The organism is Nonomuraea fuscirosea, assembly GCF_035917475.1.
Taxonomy (GTDB): domain Bacteria; phylum Actinomycetota; class Actinomycetes; order Streptosporangiales; family Streptosporangiaceae; genus Nonomuraea; species Nonomuraea fuscirosea.
Map to the genome: position 1 here is coordinate 11,808,860 of NZ_CP109074.1, position 18,466 is coordinate 11,827,325.

Below are 18,466 nucleotides of genomic sequence, written 5' to 3' on the forward strand. Positions count from 1 at the left end.
CCCGTTCATGCGCCGAGGGGGCGGCATGAGCAGGGCATCCCGAGCGCACCAGCGCCTCGCGGTCCGCTACTTCGACGACCGCATCCTGCTCACGGACACCAGCGCATGGGCGTATTTCCGGCTCCCGACGGTCAGCTACGAGTTCGTCACCCCCGAGGAACGCGAGGCGCTGGCCACCAACATCACGATCGCGCTGGCCGCGATCAGGATGCCCGACGCCGAGGTCCACCTGAGGGTCGCGCACCGCACGTACCCGGCGGCGGAGTGGGCCATGGCGCTCAATGCCACGTCCGACGAGGGGCCTGGCTGGCGCGACTACCTGGAGGAGATGTACCGGCACGTCTGGGCCAAGGACTTCTGGTCGAAGGAGGTCTACCTGGGCGTGCGGCTCGGCCCGCGCGGCAAGCAACTCGGCAGCGGCGTGCTGGCCCAGCTCCTCGGCTTCTACCAGAAGACCGAGAAGGTGCTGGGGATGGACGACGACCACGTACCCGACAGCGAGATCGGGCGCTGGACGGAGCAGGCGGAACGGCTCGGGCGAGCACTCGCGTCGAGCGCCCTCTACGCCCGTCACGCCACCTCCGTCGAGGTGGCGTGGCTGTTCCAGCACTCGGCCGCGGGCGCGCTCGGCGACCCGCCGCCCTCGGCCAGCCCGCGCAGGCGCTGGGGCAAGGGCGAGATCGAGTCGCTGGTCGAGGGCGAGATCCACAACGGCAGGTCGTTGCTGCGGATCGTGCAGCCGCAGGGCGACTCCTACGTGGCGCACCTGTCGTTCGCGCGCTTCCCCGACCTGATGCCCTTCCCCGACGGGGAGCCGTGGCTGCACTTCGCCGACCAGCTGCCGTTCCCGGTGGAGATCTCCTCGCGGATGCGGCTGATCCCACCGGTGAAGGCGTCGAAGGACGTGGCGCGCAAGCTGGCGCACGCCCGCGACATGGACCACCACATCCGCGAGGCGGGCGCGGAGGCGCCGCTGGCGCTGGCCGAGCAGATCGACGCGGCCCGCATGCTGGAGCACGGCATCACCAAGGAACGGCTGCCCTTCGTGTACGGCTGGCACCGCCTGATCGTCTCGGCCCCGACCGAGGACATCTGCGTGCAGCGGGTGGAGGCGGTGGTCGAGCACTACCGCGACATGGGCATCGACGTGGTCAACTCGACCGGCGACCAGTTCTCGCTGTTCCGCGAGACGCTGCCGGGCGAGAAGGTGGGCGTCAACGCCTACGCCCAGCGCCAGCCGCTGCGCACGATCGCCGGCGGCATGGCCACGGCGACCGTCGATCTCGGCGACCGGCTGGGGGAGGGCACCGAAGGCTGGCTGGGCCCGTACATCGGCGAGACCGTCGGCAGGGCGCGCAGCATCGTGCACTTCGACCCGCTGGTGGCGGCCACGCGCAACCGGCCGACCGCCATCGCGATCACCGGCGAGCCCGGCGGCGGCAAGACCACGCTGGCGCTGCTGATGATCTACCAGATGGCGCTGCGCGGCGTGACGGTCGCGGTGATCGACCCGAAGGGCGACGCGGAGTCGCTGGTACGGCTGCTGGAGAAGCGGGGCCGCAAGGCCCGCGTCATCCCGCTCGGCTCGGCGGCCCCCGGGCTGCTCGACCCGTTCTCGTTCGGCGACGACATCGCGGCGAAGAAGACCATGGCCACCGAGACGCTGCGGCTGCTGCTGCCGCGCATGTCGGAGGAGCGCGAGTCGGCGATGATCCAGGCGGTGGCGGCCGTGTCGAACGGCGCGGACCCCTCGCTCGGCAAGGTCGTGGACTTCCTGGAGCAGGCAGAGGACGCGGCCTCGAAGAACCTCGGCGCGGTGCTGCGCTCGATGTCGGAGATGCACCTGGCGCGGCTGTGCTTCGACCCGTCCGGCGGCGACCAGATCGACAGCGAGGGCTGGACGACCGTGTTCACGCTCGGCGGGCTGACGCTGCCCGACGTGGCCACGGGCCGGGAGGACTACTCCTACGAGCAGCGGCTGTCGGTGGCCCTGCTCTATCTGGTGTCGCAGTTCGCGCGCAGGCTGATGAACGGCCTCGACCGGCGCGCCCCCAAGGCGATCTTCCTGGACGAGGCGTGGGCGATCACCTCCACGCCCGAGGGCGCCAAGCTGGTGCCCGAGGTCAGCAGGATGGGCCGTTCTCGCAACACCGCTCTGGTGCTGGTCTCGCAGAACGCGGGAGACCTGCTGAACGAGCAGGTGACCAACTGCCTGTCGTCCGTCTTCGCGTTCAGGTCCACCGAGAGGGTGGAGGTGGACCACGTCATGTCCCTGCTCGGGGTGGAGTCGTCTGAGGAGCACAAGGCCGTGCTCCGCTCCCTGGGCAACGGCGAATGCGTATTCCGTGATCTGGATGGCAGGGCGGGGCGTATGGGCGTAGACCTGATCTCCGATGAACTTCTCCGCTGGCTCGACACGAACCCGACACACGACAAACCCGGCGGCACGGGGCATGATGATCTTCAGGGGGGCGTGGGCAGGGCGCAGGAGGTACGGTCATGAAGATCCGGCTATCCCGACGACTCGCGCTGGCTCTCGCGCTCGTCACCGGCATCCTCGTGGTGCCGCTCGTCCTGGGCGCGACGTCCACGCCGGTCGCCGCCGCCCCCTGTGACCTGTCGGGACCGCTGTCGCCCGAGATGGTGGGCAGCGGCACCGACGGGCTGATCCAGCCGCCCGCGCCGCAGGCCGGCACCCCGGCGGCGACCACCAACTACGCCCAGTTCGGGATGAGCGGGCAGTTCTGGCACACGCACGAGCTGACCTGCTCCGACTACGTGGCCGTGCTCGGCAACATGTGGGCCAACGGCATCTTCACCGCGGCCAAGGCCGTCGACCGGCTGACGATCACCACGTACCAGGCGGCGGCGACGGAAGGACCGCTCCAGGCGATCAAGGACGTGGTCGACGACATCGTCACGCGCCTGGCCGACGCCGTCTACTGGGACTTCCTCCAGCCGATCGTCATCCTCGGCGCCATCTGGCTGGCCTGGTACGGCCTGATCCGCAAGCGGGCCACCACGACCGCGGAAGGCGTCATCTGGATGGTGCTGGCGGTCACGGTGGCGGTGTGGTTCTTCAGCCGGCCCGGCGACTTCACCGGCCTGGGCAAGGTCGTCACCGACAAGACCGGCGAAGTGGTCAACTCCGCCTTCTCCGGCCTGCCGGGCGCGGGCGGCGCGTCCTGCCTGCCGCCGCCCGGCGGCGGCGAGAGCCCGAAGGTGCAGGCGGGCGGCTACGCCCAGACCGGCACGCCCGGGGTCGACCAGAACGCCGACGCGCTGTGGTCCACGCTGGTCTGCAAGCCGTGGCTGGTCGGCCTGTTCGGCACCGCCGACCCGCAGCAGCCGATCGTGCGCGACTGGGGCCGCAAGGTGCTGGAGATGCAGTCCGTCCCGCAGGCGGTGGCCGGGCAACCGGCGCCCGACGTGGGAGCCCGCCAGTCGGAGTACGCGGCGCTCGGCGACAAGCTCAGGAACGACCCCCGCTACGCCACCTTCTCCGGCCGCGACTGGTCCAACCGGCTCGGCGTGGCCGTCGGCGCGTTCATCGCCGCCCTGGTGGCGGGCCTGCTCATCTTCCTGGTGGCGGTGTCGCTGCTGGTGCTGAAGGTGGGCTTCCTGCTCCTGCTCATCCTGGGGCCGATCTTCCTGCTGATCGGCGTCCATCCGGGCAGCGGGCGGATCGTCGCCCTGCGCTGGGTGGAGATGCTCATCGGCACGCTGCTGAGACAGGCCGTGCTGACGATCGTGCTCAGCGTCCTCGTGTACGGGTACGCGCTCATCATCTCCACGGCCATGCCCTGGGGCATGCAGGTGCTGTTCATGGCCCTGCTGACGATCGCGGTGTTCTTCTACCGCCGCCCGTTCCAGCACCTGTTCGCCTCCATGAGCGGGCACACGGTCACCACCCGCATGCTCGGCGAGGCGGCGAGTTCGTCGGTGCTTGAGCGGTCGGCGGGCGTGCTGCCGCCGGTGGCGTCGGCCAGGATCGGCCGCTGGGGTCTGCGCAAGGCCGAGCCGCTGATCAGGGCGGCCGGTGCGGCCAACCCGGCGGGCGCGGCGGCCACGGCCGCGGCGGGCGGCCAGGTCAGGATGCGCGGCGAGGAGGGCGAAGGCGCCGCGTCCGGCACCAGGATCCCGGCCACGGCGGCTCCGCTCGACACCGACCCGCAGGGCGGCAGGGCGGCCGGGCGGGGCACGCCCGAGCCGCGCAGGGGCACCGCGCCCCCGCTCAACCTGGGCACCTCCGCGCCTCAGCGCGGGCCCGCGGCCGGCGGTCCCCGGGTCGGCGGCGGGGCCGCGGCCTCCACCGGCGCGGCCTCGGCGGCCTCGTCGGGCTCCTCCGGCGGCTGGTTCGGCGGGGCGTCCGGCGGCGGCTGGGCGCGGCGCGGCGGTTCGGCGGGCGGTTCATCTGGTGGGTCACGATCCGGCGGCTCGCGCTTCGGCGGGTCCGGCGGGTCCGGCGGGTCCGGCGGGTCACGGTCCGGCGGGTCGCGGTTCGGCGGCTCGGGCGGCTCCCGTACGGGCGGCTCCCGCTCGCGCGGCTCCGGCGGCCTCTTCGGCGGTTCAGGCGGTTCAGGTGGGTCCGGCGGGTCGGGTGGCTCGGGTGGCGGGCTGTTCGGCGGCGGGTCCCGCAACGGCTCGCGTTCGGGCAACGGCTCGCGCTCCGGCGGCGGGACGTCGCCGGGACCGCGGATCTTCGGCTCGGGCGAGTCGTCGTCCCGCTCCTCCGAGGCGCCCCCGCTGTGGCTGCGCAGCAGCGGCAACGGCGGCGGCTCCGGTGGCGACAGCCCCGACGTGCCCTTCTGGCTCAAGCCGAACAACTCCGACAAGGACTAGAACATGGCGCAGGCAGGTGACAGGCGGGGGGTGGCCTTCGCCGCCATCGTCGTGGTCATCGCGGCGGTCGGCATCTACCTGACGATGTGGCCCGACTCCTCGGAGGAGACCCCTGAGCGGCCGGAGACGGCCAGGGCCACTAGCTCCGCCGTGGTGACGAGCACGCCGCTGGCCACCGCGAGCGCCGCGCCGTTCGACGTGTACGCGTACCTGCCGATGAAGAAGGAGCAACTGGCGGCGGCGGCCGACGTGGCCACCCGGTTCACCGCCGCCTACGGCACCTTCCGCTTCGACGAGGACCCCGCGGCCTACGCGGGCCGGCTCAAGGCGTACACCACGGCCGAGCTCGGCGACACCCTGACCAGGACGATGACCTCGGCGGGCACTGTCGAGACGAACAAGAACGACCAGATCGTCTCCACGGCCACGGCCGCGCTCAAGGAGATCAGGCAGGTCGACAAGAGCTCCATCGTCTTCGTGGTCACCGCGAACCGGCAGGTCACGGCCACCAGCGGGAACAAGCTGGTCAGCGAGGAGTTCGCGGTGACGGTGGCCCAGTCGGGGGCCGACTGGCGGGTCTACGACATCCTGCCCGCCGCGGACGGCCAGGACGGAGATCCCCCCTGGTGAAACTCTCCAAGACGCGGCTGGCCCTGATCATCGGCCTGGCCGGCATGCTGCTCCTGGTGGCGGTCATCGTCTCCCCGCTGCTGCTGATGTCGATGCCGTCGTTCCTGAGCGACAGTGCCTCCGTCGACTGCGACGACTCGGCGCGGGTGGAGGAGGCCTCCGACTCCGCCTCGTCCGACATCCCCGCCGCGTACCTGGAGCTGTACAAGGACTACGGCAAGAGGATCGGCGTCCAGTGGAACATCCTGGCCGCCGTGGGCAAGCGCGAGACCGACCACGGCCGCTCCGATCTGCCCGGCGTCAAGAACGGCACCAACTCCGCGGGCGCGGCCGGGCCGATGCAGTTCCTCATCTCCACGTGGGGCGGCAAGGCCAGGGTGCCGATGTCGTCGAAGTTCACCGGCTACGCCTCCGACGGCGACGGTGACGGCGTGGGCGACGTCTACAACCCCGCCGACGCGATCCTCGGCGCGGCCAGGATGCTCAAGCGCAACGGCGCCCCCGAGAACGTGCGGCAGGCGCTGTTCGTCTACAACCGGGCCTGGTGGTACGTCGACCAGGTCGAGGAGATCGCCAGGAAGTACGCCAAGTCCGGCGCGGTCGAGGTGCCCCCGCAGGCGTCGGAGGAGTGCGACGAGCCGCTGGTCGAGGCCGCGCCCAGCGACGTCGTGGCCAAGATCCTGCAGTTCGCGCTGGCGCAGCGCGGCAAGCCGTACTTGTGGGGCGGCACGGGGCCCGACTCCTTCGACTGCTCGGGCGTCATCTACGCGGCCTACAAGGCGGCCGGGCTGACGATCCCGCGCACGACGTTCGGGCAGTGGCCGTTCGGCGTGAAGGTGTTAGAAGGCGAGGAAGAACCCGGCGACCTGGTGTTCTTCAACGCCGGACCCGGCACGTCCGCGAACAACCCCGGCCACGTGGGGCTGGTCGTGTCGAAGGGCAAGATGCTGGAGGCGCGGTGCCGGCTGTGCGGGCCGATCAAGGTCACGAGCTACCAGGCGCGCGACACCCGCGTGGGCTTCACCCGCCCGCTGCAGAACCCCGCGGTGCAGGAGCAGCTGAAGAAGCTGCAGAATCGCACCCTATGAGGGGCATGAGGCTGAGGACGCCGTCCGTATGAGCATGATCGTGGTCGTGGCCGCGGTGATCGTCGAGCCCGGCGGCCGGGTGCTGGCCGCGCAGCGCGCCGAGCCCGCCGCGCTGGCCGGCGGCTGGGAGTTCCCCGGCGGGAAGGTGGACCCCGGCGAGAGCGATGAGGTCGCGCTCGTCAGGGAGTGCAGGGAGGAGCTCGGCGTCGAGGTCGCCGTGGGCGAGCGGGTGGGCGATGACTGGCCGCTCGCCGAGGGGTACGTCATGCGCGTCTGGCTCTGCACGCTGACCTCGGGCACGCCGGAGGCCAGGGAGCATCTGGCGCTGCGCTGGCTGGGGCCTGGGGAGTACTACGAGGTCGAATGGCTGGGCGCGGACATGCCGATCATGAAGATGGTGGAGAGTCTCCTCCCGCGTGATTAGGACATCCCTCTCTGTGACAGAATGATTACTAGGAGTTATTTTTGTCGCGGTGGGGGAGATGGGCGCGATGCGGCGTGGATGGGGCGTCGCCGGGGTGCTGACGCTGGTGGCGGTGCCTTCTGTGCCCGTGGCGGCGACCGGGGTGTCGCTCGTGCTGGAGCGGGTGCACGAGGGCGGCGAGGTCGGCAAGTGGGTCAGGACCGGGGACGTGCAGCGCTTCCGGGTCCGGCTCAACGGCATGGCCAAAGGCGCCAGGGTGGCGGTCGCGGCCAGCCCGGCGACGGCCCTGACCGAGGTCACCTGCCCGCCCGCACCCCTGATGAGCCCGCGTCCTGCGGCGGGTGCCGCCGGCCTCGGGGCCGCGACCCCGGCCGGCTTCGCCGAGGCTTCGGCCGGGCAGGCGGGCTCGGCTTCGGCCGGGCCTGCGGTGCGGAGTCCGGCCGCGGCGGTGGGTGCCAGTGAGGGTGCCAGTGAGGGTGCCAGTGAGGGTGCCAGTGAGGGTGCCAGTGAGGGGGCCGGTGAGGGGGCAGGTGCGGCCGGGCGGCTGGCCAGGCGGGCGTTGCGGGTCGTGGGCGATCCGGCGGTGGTGGGTGATCCGGCGGTGACGGGTGCCGTTCCGCCGGGGGCGCGGGTGTGCCGGTTGGGGAAGGTCGCCGGTGAGCGGGCGGTGGACGTCACGGTCACGGCGCCCGCCGGCGCGCGGAAGGTGGTGCTCGCCGCGGTGGCCAAAGTGCGCGGGACCGGAGGCGGGCCGACGACCCTGAGCAGGAGCACCGCCGTGCGGGTCGGGGCGAGCCGCATCACGGGGGAACGGGCGACGTTCAGCGGCCAGGCCCACCGCCTCCCGCCGCCCAAGCGCGACGCCGTCGACCGACTGGCCGGCACGAGCACCCTCGTCTCCCCGACCCCGACCCCGGTCGTCGCCGCCGCTCCCGTCGTCAGCGCGTCCCCGAGCGCGGGAAGCCCAGGGATCACGCCGGGCGCACGAGCGACGCCAGGCGTACCGGCTACGGCAAGGGCGGCGAGCGGAAAACGGAGGGTGAGCGCGACTCCGGCGGCGAGTGCGGCGGTGGCCGCCGGAGAGATGCCGGTCATTCCGCCGATCGTGCCCGTCACTCCCATCGCGCCTCTCACGCCCGGTCCCGGCGTGCCCTCAGGGGGCGTGCCGCAGGCGTTGCCGACGGCCGTGGTGAGCCTGTCCGCCGGTACGCGGCTCTTTGCCTCGTTCCAAGCCGAGGGCCCCGGCGGAGAAGCGCCGTTGCCGTGGGAAATGGTGTCGTCCGCGAAACCCGTTCATCCGGTGCGCTGGATCAGTCCGATTGACGGCCCGCAGGCGTTGCCCATGGTCGCGGGGGCCATCGGAGTACTGCTCGGAGGGCTCTGGATCGTTGTCACGGTACAACGAGGACGTAATCGGAGAAACGAGTTGTAAATCCGTCTTTACTGTTACTTTTACCCGGCTAGTATTCCCTTGACCATGGTTTCGGGACTGCGCGGAGGGCACCGGTGGCACGCACGCGAGCGACAGCCCTGTCCGCTGTCGTCCTGGCACTCGCACTGACGGGCGCCGGAGCGACCCCGTTCATCGTGCAGAGCGCGAGTGCCTCCGTGACGGCCTTGGACCCCGTCGAGCCGTGCGACGTCGGCGAGGTCTGCGACATCACCCCCGAGACCACCGTCACGGTCACCACCACCTTGGGCGAGCCCACTCCCGAGGAGACGGACTCGGCGCCGGAGACGACGGTCACCAAGACGGTGACCGCGAGCCCGACGAAGAAGACCAAGGCGCCGACCCCCACGAAGACCACCCCCGCCTCGACGCCTCCGCCGACCACCCCCGAGCAGAACCCGCAGCCGCTGCCCACGCAGTCCGTCGAGGTGCCGCCCACGACGGAGCCGACGCCCACCCAGGAGGAGAGCGTCTCGATGCCGGCCATCGCGCCGGACGAGACCACCCCCGCCGTGCCGACGCCCAGCGAGACGCAGGTCGCCTCCGACGAGGAGGTGCCGCTGGAGCTGCGTAACGCGGCGCCGGAGTTCGACCAGCGCACGCTGACGCAGAAGCTCAGCATCCCCGCGCTGGTGCTGGTCCTGCTCGCGCTCTTCGCCGTGCTCATCTTCGAGGGCCGGCTGCGCCGGATGGCCCACGCGGCGGCGGTACGGAAGGCGGGGCCGCCGATGGCCGGGCCCGAGATGCCTCCGCCCGGCGCCGGCTACCCGGCGGGGCCCGGCTACGCCACGGCGGGCTTCCAGGCTCCCGGCTATCCCGGCGGCACCGCGTACGCGCCGATCATCAGCTTCGTGCCGGTGCAGACCTACCCCAGCGTCCCGCCCGGCTACCAGGACCCGAACCACCCGTATCCGCCCCAGGGTTACGTCCAGGAGCCGTACCAGGAGCCCGTACAGGAGCCCGTGGTCCTGCATCCGGACGAGTTCGACTCCTACAGCGAGCCGCCCGTCCGCGAGCGCGACCCGTTCGAGCCGGCCACCGAGGTACGTGAGCCGTTCGAGCCGGCGTCCGGTGCGCGGGAGCGCGACCCGTTCGAGCCGCTGGTCCCGCCGGTGCCGTCGGACATCCCGCCGGGCGGGGCCGGCCCGTACGACGGCGACCAGGAGCAGCCGCTCGGCCCGGCCTCGGCCGCCGAATCGGGTGACCCGGACCCCTGGAAGCCGGCCGCGGGCTCGCTGTTCGAACCCGCGTCCTCCAGGGAGAGCGAGCCGGGTCATGGGGACTCCGTGGCCTCGGACTACGAGCCGCCGCCCTACCTGGCGCCCGACGCGGACGTGACGGCCGTGCAGCCGCTGCCGCCCCAGCTCCAGGAGCAGCCGCAGGAGCCGACCAAGGAGATGCCCGACGCCAAGCGCGGGCTCTTCGGCAGGAAGAAGAAGTAGCACAGACGACAAGGAGCGGGGGCCGGATGTCCGGCCCCCGCTCCTTTGTCGTACGCCTACTTGCTGTTGCTGCTGCTGCGCTTGAAGATCTTGTTGCCCAGCCACACCAGCGGGTCGTACTTGCGGTCCACCACGCGCTCCTTCATCGGGATCAGCGCGTTGTCAGTGATCTTGATGTGCTCGGGGCAGACCTCGGTGCAGCACTTGGTGATGTTGCAGTAGCCGAGGCCGTGCTCCTCCTGCGCGGCGTCCTGCCGGTCGGCCACGTCGTACGGGTGCATGTCCAGCTCGGCGATCCGCATGAGGAAGCGCGGACCGGAGAAGTTGGTCTTGTTCTCCTCGTGGTCGCGGATCACGTGGCAGACGTTGTTGCACATGAAGCACTCGATGCACTTGCGGAACTCCTGCGAGCGCTCGACGTCGACCTGCTTCATCCGGTACTCGCCCGGCTTCACCCCGCTCGGCGGCGTGAAGGACGGCACCTCCCGGGCCTTCTGGTAGTTGTAGGACACGTCGGTGACGAGGTCCTTGATGACGGGGAAGGTCCGCATCGGCGTGACCGTGATGGTCTCGTCCTCCTCGAAGGTGGACATGCGGGTCATGCAGCCCAGCCGGGGCTTGCCGTTGATCTCCATGCTGCACGAGCCGCACTTGCCGGCCTTGCAGTTCCACCGCACCGCCAGGTCGGGCGCCTGCGTCGCCTGGAGGCGGTGGATGATGTCGAGGACGACCTCGCCCTCGTTGACCTCGACGGTGAAGTCCTCGAGCTTGCCTTCGCCGCCCTCACCGCGCCAGACCTTGAACTTTGCCTTGTAGCTCATGACTTCGCTATCCCGTCGAACTCGGCCATCTCTTCGTCGGTGAGGTATTTGCTCAGCTCGTCCCGGTCGAAGAGGGTGATCAGGTCGTCCCGCATGGACGGCTGGAGCTTCTCCTCGACCTGCACGGACGCGCCGTCCGCGGTGGAGCAGACGAGCAGCTTGCGGCGCCAGCCCGGGTTCATCCCGGGGAAGTCGTCGCGGGTGTGCCCGCCGCGGCTCTCCTCGCGCAGCAGCGCGGCGCGCGCCACGCACTCCGACACCAGCACCATGTTGCGCAGGTCGATCGCGAGGTGCCAGCCCGGGTTGTAGATGCGCGAGCCGGCCGCGCCGACCATGCGCACGCGCTCCTTGAGCTTCTCCACGGCCTCCAGGGCCTCGGAGACCTCCTCGGCCTTGCGGATGATGCCGACGAGCTCGTTCATCGTGCGCTGGAGCTCGTGGTGGACCTCGTAGGGGTTCTCGCCGCCGCGGTTGAGCGGGGCCAGCGCCTCCTCCAAAGCCGCGTCCACCAGCTCGGACTCGACCTTGGGCCGCGCGGCCAGGCCGTCCACGTACGCCGCCGCGCCCGCGCCCGCCCGGCGCCCGAACACCAGCAGGTCGGACAGCGAGTTGCCGCCCAGCCGGTTGGAGCCGTGCATGCCGCCCGAGACCTCGCCGGCCGCGAACAGCCCCGGAACGGCCGCCGCGCCGCTGTCGGCGTCGACCTCGACGCCGCCCATGATGTAGTGGCAGGTCGGCCCCACCTGCATGGGCTCGGCGGTGATGTCGACGTCGGCCAGCTCCTTGAACTGGTGGTGCATCGACGGCAGCCGCCGCTTGATCTCCTCGGCGGGCAGGCGGGTCGAGACGTCGAGGAAGACGCCGCCCTGGGGTGAGCCGCGGCCGGCCTTCACCTCGGCGTTGATCGCGCGGGCCACCTCGTCACGCGGCAGCAGCTCCGGCGGGCGCCGGTTGTTGGCCTGGTCGGTGTACCAGCGGTCGCCCTCCTCCTCCGTGGTGGCGTACTTGTCCTTGAACACCTCGGGGATGTAGTCGAACATGAAGCGCTTGCCCTCGGAGTTGCGCAGCACGCCGCCGTCACCGCGGACGGACTCGGTGACCAGGATGCCGCGCACCGACGGAGGCCAGACCATCCCCGTGGGGTGGAACTGGATGAACTCCATGTTGATCAGGTTCGCGCCGGCCAGCAGGGCCAGGGCGTGGCCGTCGCCGGTGTACTCCCAGGAGTTGGACGTGACGACGTACGACTTGCCGATGCCGCCGGTGGCCAGGACCACGGCGGGGGCGTCGAAGAGGACGAAGTTGCCCGTCTCGCGCCAGTAGCCGAACGCGCCGGAGATCGCGTCGCCGTCCTTGAGCAGCCGCGTGACCGTGCACTCGGCGAAGACCTTGATGTAGGCCTCGTAGTCGCCGTGGGTCTCGTAGTCCTCCTGCTGGAGGGCCACGACGCGCTGCTGCAGGGTGCGGATGAGCTCCAGGCCGGTACGGTCGCCCACGTGTGCGAGCCGTGGGTACTCGTGCCCGCCGAAGTTCCGCTGGCTGATCTTGCCGTCCTTGGTGCGGTCGAACAGCGCGCCCCAGGCCTCCAGCTCCCACACGCGGTCGGGCGCCTCCTTGGCGTGCAGCTCGGCCATCCGCCAGTTGTTGAGGAACTTGCCGCCCCGCATGGTGTCACGGAAGTGCACCATCCAGTTGTCGTCGGAGTTGACGTTCCCCATCGCGGCGGCCGCGCCGCCCTCCGCCATGACCGTGTGGGCCTTGCCGAACAACGACTTGCAGATGATCGCGGTCCGCTTGCCCTGCTGACGGGCCTCGATCGCGGCCCGCAGGCCGGCCCCGCCCGCGCCGATGACGATGACGTCGTAATCGTGGCGCTCTATGTTGTGCGTGTTTTCCACTGAAAGCTGTCCTTACGCGTACGGGAAGGCGATGATGCCCTTGGCCACCAGGCGCACGTACAGGTCGGCGCCCATGACCGAGAACATCGAGGCCCACGCGAGGGGTTGGTGCTTGGCGTTGAGCTTGGACACGAACGTCCAGGCCCGGTACCGCAGCGGGTGACGGGAGAAGTGGTTGAGCCTGCCCGCGGTGATGTGCCGGCAGGAGTGGCACGACAGCGTGTAGGCGTTGATGAGGACGGCGTTGGCGATCAGGATCCAGCTGCCCAGGCCGAGCGGCTTGTGCACCACCGCCAGCACGGCGTCGTAGGCCAGGATGAGGCCGATCACGATGGCCGCGTAGAAGAAGTACCTGTGGATGTTCTGCATGATCAGCGGGAAGCGCCGCTCACCGGTGTACTTCCCGTGCGGCTCCTGCACGGCGCAGGCCGGCGGCGAGAGCCAGAAGGAGCGGTAGTAGGACTTGCGGTAGTAGTAGCAGGTCAGCCGGAACCCACCGGGCAGGGCCAGGATGAGCAGCCCCGGCGACAGCGTGTACCAGTCGCCGATCGGCGCCCAGCCGAACAGCTGCGCCCCTTCGGGACACGTGACCGCGGCCAGGCAGGGCGAGGCGAACGGGGCGATGTAGGGATCGACGAAGATGCTGTTGTCGATGATCGCCCATACACCGTAGACAAGGAATGAGCTGAGCCCGAAGAACGTCACGAGCGGGACCAGCCACCATCTGTCCGTACGCAGGGTGCGCACCTTGACTTGCGCACGCTGCCGGCGGACCGGGGCTTCGGGCGTCGTCTGGGTCATCGCGGACCTCTCCACCTCCCGCGGACCCTTAGCGCAGGGGGTCCGTGGTTTCGTTTCACTGGGCGCGCTCTTAGGGCGGGATCCGCTCGGGCGCGCGTTGGTGGGGGATACGTTACGACGACGGGATCGACATTTGTGAGCGGGGTCACTCACTTTTTCGATGACTAGCTGTGATTCCTGTCACGTAGCCCGTCAGAGGGGCTGTTCCAGGGGCGGCAACTTCACCACTGTCACGAAAAAGTTATCGATCTGCCGGACAACGCGAATAAATTGCTCGAAGTCCACTGGCTTCGACACATATGCGTTCGCGTGCAGCCGGTAGCTGAGGAGGATGTCCTCCTCCGCCTCGGACGTCGTCAGGATCACCACCGGGATCGTGCGTAACTCGGCGTCGGCCTTCACCTCCTCCAGCACCTCCATACCGCTCATCCTGGGCAGGTTGAGGTCGAGCAGGACCAGGTCGGGGCGCGGCGCGCCGGCGTAGTCGCCCTCCCGGCGCAGGTAGGCCATCGCCTGCTCGCCGTCGTTGACCACGTTGAGCCGGTTGCGCACCTTGTTGAGGTCGAACGCCTCCCTGGTGAGCAGGATGTCGCCCTGGTCGTCCTCCACCAGGAGCACCTCGATCGGCCGCCAGTCGTTCATCGCTCGTCTCCCGCGGCGGGCAGCGTCCATCGGAACGTCGCGCCGTGCCCGTCCCCGGCTCCGTCTGCGTCTGCGTCTGCGTCTGCGTCTGCGTCTCGGTCTCCGTCGAGCCAGAGCGTCCCGCCGTGATACTCGACGATCTTGCGGCAGAGCGCCAGCCCGATGCCGGTGCCCGGGTAGACGTCGCGCGGGTGCAGCCGCTGGAAGATGAGGAAGATGCGGTCGGCGTACTTGGGCTCGACCCCGATGCCGTTGTCGGAGCAGCTGAACTCCCACCGGTCGCCGTCGCGCCTGACCCCGATGTGCACGCGCGGCGGATCCTCGGCGCGGAACTTGACCGCGTTCTCGATGAGGTTCTGGAAGAGCTGGGTGAGCTGCACCTGGTTGCCGACGACACGGGGCAGCTCGTCCCGGGTGACGGTGGCGCCTGTGTCCTCGATCGTGGCCGAGAGGTTCTCCAGCGCCCGGTCCAGCGCCGTGCCCGACTCGGTCTCGGCCTTTTCGCCGGTGACCCGGCCGACGCGGGAGAAGTCGAGCAGGTCGTTGATCAGCAGCTGCATGCGCTTGGCGCCGTCCACCGCGTAGTGGATGTACTGCCTGGCCCGCTCGTCGAGCTGGTCGCCGTAGCGTTGCTCCAGCATCTGCGTGAAGCTGGCCACCTTGCGCAGCGGCTCCTGGAGGTCGTGGCTGGCGACGTACGCGAACTGTTCCAGCTCGCTGTTGGACCGGCTCAGCTCCTCGGTCTGGTCGGCGGCCGTGCGCCAGGCCGAGACGATGCGGGCGCGCATGGAGTCGATGTGGCTGGACAGCTCGGCCAGCTCAAGGGGCCTGTCGACGTGCAGGTCGCGGTCGAAGTCGCCGCCGGCGACCGTACGGACCTGCTCGGTGAGCTGGCCGATGGGCTTGAGCACGGCGTAGCGCACGATCACGGCCAGCCCGGCGCCGCAGGCGAGCAGGAGGGCGAAGACCACGATCAGGGCCACGGTCAGCCGCTCGATCTGCGCGGCCACCTCGGGCTGCGGGTTGAGCTCGGCGGTCCTCGCGGTCATCGTCATGACGATGACGACCCCGGCGACGAAGGTGAGGCCCGCCACCGTCGCGGTGGCCAGGAACCAGTGGGCGACGGGCACCCGGCCCAGGCCGATCGGCTGCTTGGGAGGGGGAAGGGGATGGATCGTCATGTGATGCACCTCCGCACCATGACCACGGCCAGGTCGTCGCTGAGCGTGCCCACGTGGCTGATGAGCCGGTCGAGGTCGATGGCGCCGTGCTCGCGTACCAGGTCGAGCAGGCCCTCCACGCCGAGCAGCCGGCTCGGCTCGCCGACGGCGGCCTCGATCAGGCCGTCGGTGTAGAGCATCATCGACCACTCCGTGCCCAGTGGGACGTCGATGACCGCCCACTCCGCGTCGGCGAAGATGCCGAGCGGCGGGCCGGAGGGCGCCTCGGTCACCACCCGCACCTCCCCGTCGCGCACCAGCAGCGGCGGCGGATGGCCGACCACGCGCATCGTGGCGTGGCTCAGGTCGGGGCTGATCGTGGCCGTGCACAGCGTGGTGAAGATCTCGGGGGCCTTGCGCTCGGCCCGCAGCAGGGTGTCGAGCGTCCGCAGCAGCGTGTCGTCCGGCTGCCCGGCCAGGACCAGCGTGCGCCAGGCGATGCGCAGCGCCACGCCGAGCGCGGCCTCGTCGGGGCCGTGGCCGCACACGTCGCCGATCACCATGTGCACGGAGCCGTCCGGCGTCTGCACGGTGTCGAAGAAGTCGCCGGCCAGGGTGCCGCCGCTGCCCGGCAGGTAGCGGGTGACGTGTTCGATGGCGGACGAGCGCAGCAGCGGGCCGGGCAGCAGGGCACTTTCCAGCCGCGCGTTCTCCTGGGCCGTCAGCTCGGCCTGGACGAGTTTGAGCTGGGCCAGGTCGGCGCGCTTGCGCTCCATCGCGTACCGGATGGACCTGGCCAGCAGCCGGGCGTCCACGTCGCCCTTGACCAGGTAGTCCTGGGCTCCCGACTGCACGGCGGAGACGCCGACGTGGACGTCCCGCAGCCCGGTGAGCACCAGCACCGCCGTGTGCGGCGCCAGCGCCAGCACCTCCTCCAGCGCCTCCAGCCGGCTGGCGTCGGGCAGGGAGAGGTCGACGAGCACGCACTGGATCTGGGGGGTCAGCTGCTCCTTGGCCTCGCGCAGGTTGCGCGCCCTGAAGATGCGCGGCGGTGCCTGGGCCTGGTTGAGCAACTCCTCGACGAGGAACGCGTCGCCGTCGTCGTCCTCGATGAGCAGCAGCGTGAGCGTCTGCGAAAGGTTCGCCGTCAAAAAGCCTCTCCGGGTAGGACCGCTAGATGCTCATTCTGCGATGACTTCAACCCCTTGCGGAAGCGGGCACTAGGCCGTGTTTCAGAAGTGAGTTGCGTGGCGGTTGCGCGGTGACGTAGATCGACAAAAGAGGAGGTCTCCGGTAGATGAGTCAACGACCAAGAAGACCATCTGCACGGAGACCTCGTGGACACCTTACCGGTGGCGGGGCGGGCTGATCTGACCGATGCGCAGTGGGCGGTGCTGGAGCCGCTGTTGCCCGTCGGCCGGAAGCCAGGGCGCCCGCCGATCTGGACGAAACGGCAGCTCATCGACGGTATCCGGTGGCGGGTGCGGGTGGGTGCGCCGTGGCGGGACGTGCCGGAGCGGTACGGATGCTGGCAGACGATCTACGGGTTGTTCCGGCGCTGGCAGCGTGCCGGCATCTGGCAGCAGATCCTGACCGTCTTGCAAGCCCAGGCGGACGCGGCCGGGCTGATCACGTGGGATGTGAGTGTCGACTCCACCGTCTGCCGGGCCCATCAGCACGCCGCAGGGGCGCGGAAAAGGGGGATCTGCAGGTCGAGTCGCCGGGCGGGGTGCGGGAGGAGCCGGCCGATCACGGGCTGGGGCGTTCATGTGGCGGCTTGAGCACTAAGCTGCATCTGGCGACCGAGCAGGGCCGCCGAGCGCTGTCGATCGTGCTGACGGCCGGGCAGCGTGGTGACAGTCCTCAGTTCAGGGCGGTCTTGGAGGGTATCCGGGTGCCGCGCCTGGGCGGGGGCCGGCCCCGGACTCGGCCGGACCGGGTGCTGGCCGATAAGGCCTACAGCTCGCACGGAAACCGCCGTTACCTGCGCAGGCGCGGCATCAAGGCCACCATTCCGATCAAGCTGGACCAAGCCGCCGCCCGGCGCAGGAAGGGCTCCCAGGGCGGCCGGCCACCGGCGTTCGACCCCGAGTCGTACAAGCTGCGCCACGCGGTGGAATGTGGCATCAACCGGCTCAAGGGCTACCGAGCGGTGGCCACCCGTTTCGACAAGCTGGCCGTGCGCTACGAAGCGACCATCCACATCGCCGTGATCGACACCTGGCTATGAGTCCACTACTTCTGAAACACGGCCTAGTGACCGGCTTCCGCGATGAGTTCGACCCCTTGCGGAAGCGTCCCTTCGTGATCTGCTTCCAGGACGAAGGAGAGCAGGGTCTGTCTGAACGCCTGCGCGGCCCTGGTCGGCTCGACGTCCTTGCGGTGGGCCAGCGCGATCGTCCGGCTGAGCCCGGGTGGCGCGAGCGGCGTGCCCAGCAGGCCGGGCCGCCCGTCGAGGACCATCGACGGCACCACGGCCACGCCCAGTCCCGCTTCCACGAACCGTAGCACGGCGTCCATCTCCCCGCCTTGGACCGCGAACCGGGGCTCGAAGCCCGCCTGCCGGCACGCCGCCAGCGTCGCCTCGCGCACGTCGTAGCCGCGCCTGAACATCACCATCGCCCGGCCGCGCAGGTCCTCGATCCGCAGGTAGGGACCCTTGATCTGCTCGTGGGACGGGGCGACGACGACGAGGTTCTCGCGCAGGATCTCCTCGGTCACCAGCGAGGGATCGTCGCTCTGCAGCGGCATGATGATCAGTGACAGGTCGAGCTGCCCCCTGGCCAGCGCCCTGATCAGGTCACGCGAGCCGCCCTCCTCCACCAGCAGCTCGATCCCCGGGTACGCGCGATGGAAGCGGGCCAGCGCGTCGGCCAGCAGCCCCGCGCACAGGGACGGCGTGGCCCCCAGCCGCACCCGGCCGCGGCGCAGCCCGGCCAGCTCGGCCACCTCCTGCCTGGCGGTGTCGGCGTCGGCCAGGATCCGGCGGGCCAGCGGCAGCAGCGCCTCGCCGGCCGCGGTCAGCGTCACGTTGCCGCGCGCCCGCGAGAACAGGGGCGCGCCGAGATCGGCCTCCAGAGCCTTGATCTGCTTGCTCAGCGACGGCTGCGCGACCCGCATGCGCTCGGCCGCCTGGGTGAAGTGCCTGGCCTCCGCCACCGCGACGAAGTACGCGAGCTGCTGGAACTGCATGTGATTTTCCTCGCACCGGCCCGGCGTAAGGCGACGATAAAAGCCGCGCCTTGCCTCATCATAGCCCCTGGCTATC

General features: G+C 70.4%; 15 protein-coding genes. 8 read left to right on the forward strand and 7 right to left on the reverse strand.

The window, feature by feature from the left end; genetic code table 11:
• Positions 1-25 precede the first annotated feature (25 nt).
• The 7 genes from OIE67_RS54550 (at position 26) to OIE67_RS54580 (ending at position 9,876) form a co-directional block, all read left to right on the forward strand.
• Positions 26-2,503, forward strand: coding sequence for an ATP-binding protein (locus tag OIE67_RS54550; protein ID WP_326635150.1), 2,478 nt, complete (start codon positions 26-28; stop codon positions 2,501-2,503).
• Entirely contained in the window at positions 2,500-4,842 is a 2,343-nt protein-coding gene (locus tag OIE67_RS54555) for a type IV secretion system protein (protein ID WP_326635152.1), read from the forward strand. Before OIE67_RS54550 ends, OIE67_RS54555 begins: the two co-directional genes overlap by 4 nt.
• A 3-nt stretch (positions 4,843-4,845) precedes the next feature.
• Complete coding sequence (locus OIE67_RS54560) at positions 4,846-5,472, forward strand: hypothetical protein (RefSeq protein WP_326635154.1); 627 nt, start codon at positions 4,846-4,848, stop codon at positions 5,470-5,472.
• Positions 5,469-6,560: a C40 family peptidase gene (locus OIE67_RS54565; protein ID WP_326635156.1), complete on the forward strand. Its 1,092-nt coding sequence runs from the start codon at positions 5,469-5,471 to the stop codon at positions 6,558-6,560. Before OIE67_RS54560 ends, OIE67_RS54565 begins: the two co-directional genes overlap by 4 nt.
• A 28-nt stretch (positions 6,561-6,588) precedes the next feature.
• Positions 6,589-6,984, forward strand: a complete 396-nt coding sequence (locus OIE67_RS54570; RefSeq protein WP_326635158.1) for a (deoxy)nucleoside triphosphate pyrophosphohydrolase — start codon at positions 6,589-6,591, stop codon at positions 6,982-6,984.
• A gap of 67 nt (positions 6,985-7,051) precedes the next feature.
• A complete protein-coding gene (locus OIE67_RS54575; protein WP_326635160.1) occupies positions 7,052-8,416 on the forward strand; it encodes a hypothetical protein in 1,365 nt (454 codons plus the stop codon).
• 74 nt (positions 8,417-8,490) lie between these two features.
• Positions 8,491-9,876 carry a hypothetical protein gene (locus OIE67_RS54580; RefSeq protein ID WP_326635162.1) on the forward strand — a complete coding sequence of 462 codons (1,386 nt, stop codon included), beginning with the start codon at positions 8,491-8,493 and terminating at the stop codon, positions 9,874-9,876.
• 56 nt (positions 9,877-9,932) lie between these two features.
• Here OIE67_RS54580 and OIE67_RS54585 read toward each other — a convergent pair whose 3' ends face one another.
• The 6 genes from OIE67_RS54585 to OIE67_RS54610 all read right to left on the reverse strand — a co-directional run bounded on the left by OIE67_RS54585 (position 9,933) and on the right by OIE67_RS54610 (position 16,349).
• The gene (locus tag OIE67_RS54585; RefSeq protein ID WP_106240726.1) at positions 9,933-10,697 is read right to left on the reverse strand and encodes a succinate dehydrogenase/fumarate reductase iron-sulfur subunit; all 765 of its coding nucleotides are present in this window, start codon (positions 10,695-10,697) and stop codon (positions 9,933-9,935) included.
• Entirely contained in the window at positions 10,694-12,595 is a 1,902-nt protein-coding gene (locus OIE67_RS54590) for a fumarate reductase/succinate dehydrogenase flavoprotein subunit (RefSeq protein ID WP_326635165.1), read from the reverse strand. Before OIE67_RS54590 ends, OIE67_RS54585 begins: the two co-directional genes overlap by 4 nt.
• Positions 12,596-12,607: 12 nt before the next feature.
• Positions 12,608-13,396, reverse strand: a complete 789-nt coding sequence (locus OIE67_RS54595) for a hypothetical protein (RefSeq protein WP_106240728.1) — start codon at positions 13,394-13,396, stop codon at positions 12,608-12,610.
• Between the two features lie 192 nt (positions 13,397-13,588).
• Complete coding sequence (locus OIE67_RS54600) at positions 13,589-14,038, reverse strand: response regulator (RefSeq protein ID WP_106240731.1); 450 nt, start codon at positions 14,036-14,038, stop codon at positions 13,589-13,591.
• Positions 14,035-15,219, reverse strand: a complete 1,185-nt coding sequence (locus OIE67_RS54605) for a sensor histidine kinase (protein ID WP_326635169.1) — start codon at positions 15,217-15,219, stop codon at positions 14,035-14,037. Before OIE67_RS54605 ends, OIE67_RS54600 begins: the two co-directional genes overlap by 4 nt.
• Positions 15,216-16,349, reverse strand: coding sequence for a PP2C family protein-serine/threonine phosphatase (locus OIE67_RS54610; RefSeq protein ID WP_326635171.1), 1,134 nt, complete (start codon positions 16,347-16,349; stop codon positions 15,216-15,218). The genes OIE67_RS54605 and OIE67_RS54610 overlap by 4 nt, the downstream gene beginning before the upstream one ends.
• A gap of 201 nt (positions 16,350-16,550) precedes the next feature.
• On the opposite strand from OIE67_RS54610, the gene OIE67_RS54615 reads away from it, so the two are divergent.
• Positions 16,551-17,428 (forward strand): IS5 family transposase gene (locus tag OIE67_RS54615; RefSeq protein WP_407674929.1). Its coding sequence is split into 2 segments (ribosomal slippage): positions 16,551-16,947 and positions 16,947-17,428, totalling 879 coding nucleotides; the frame shifts between segments, so codons are not numbered across the junction.
• Positions 17,429-17,451: 23 nt separating this feature from the next.
• Here OIE67_RS54615 and OIE67_RS54620 read toward each other — a convergent pair.
• Entirely contained in the window at positions 17,452-18,390 is a 939-nt protein-coding gene (locus OIE67_RS54620) for a LysR family transcriptional regulator (protein WP_326635173.1), read from the reverse strand.
• Positions 18,391-18,466 lie beyond the last annotated feature (76 nt).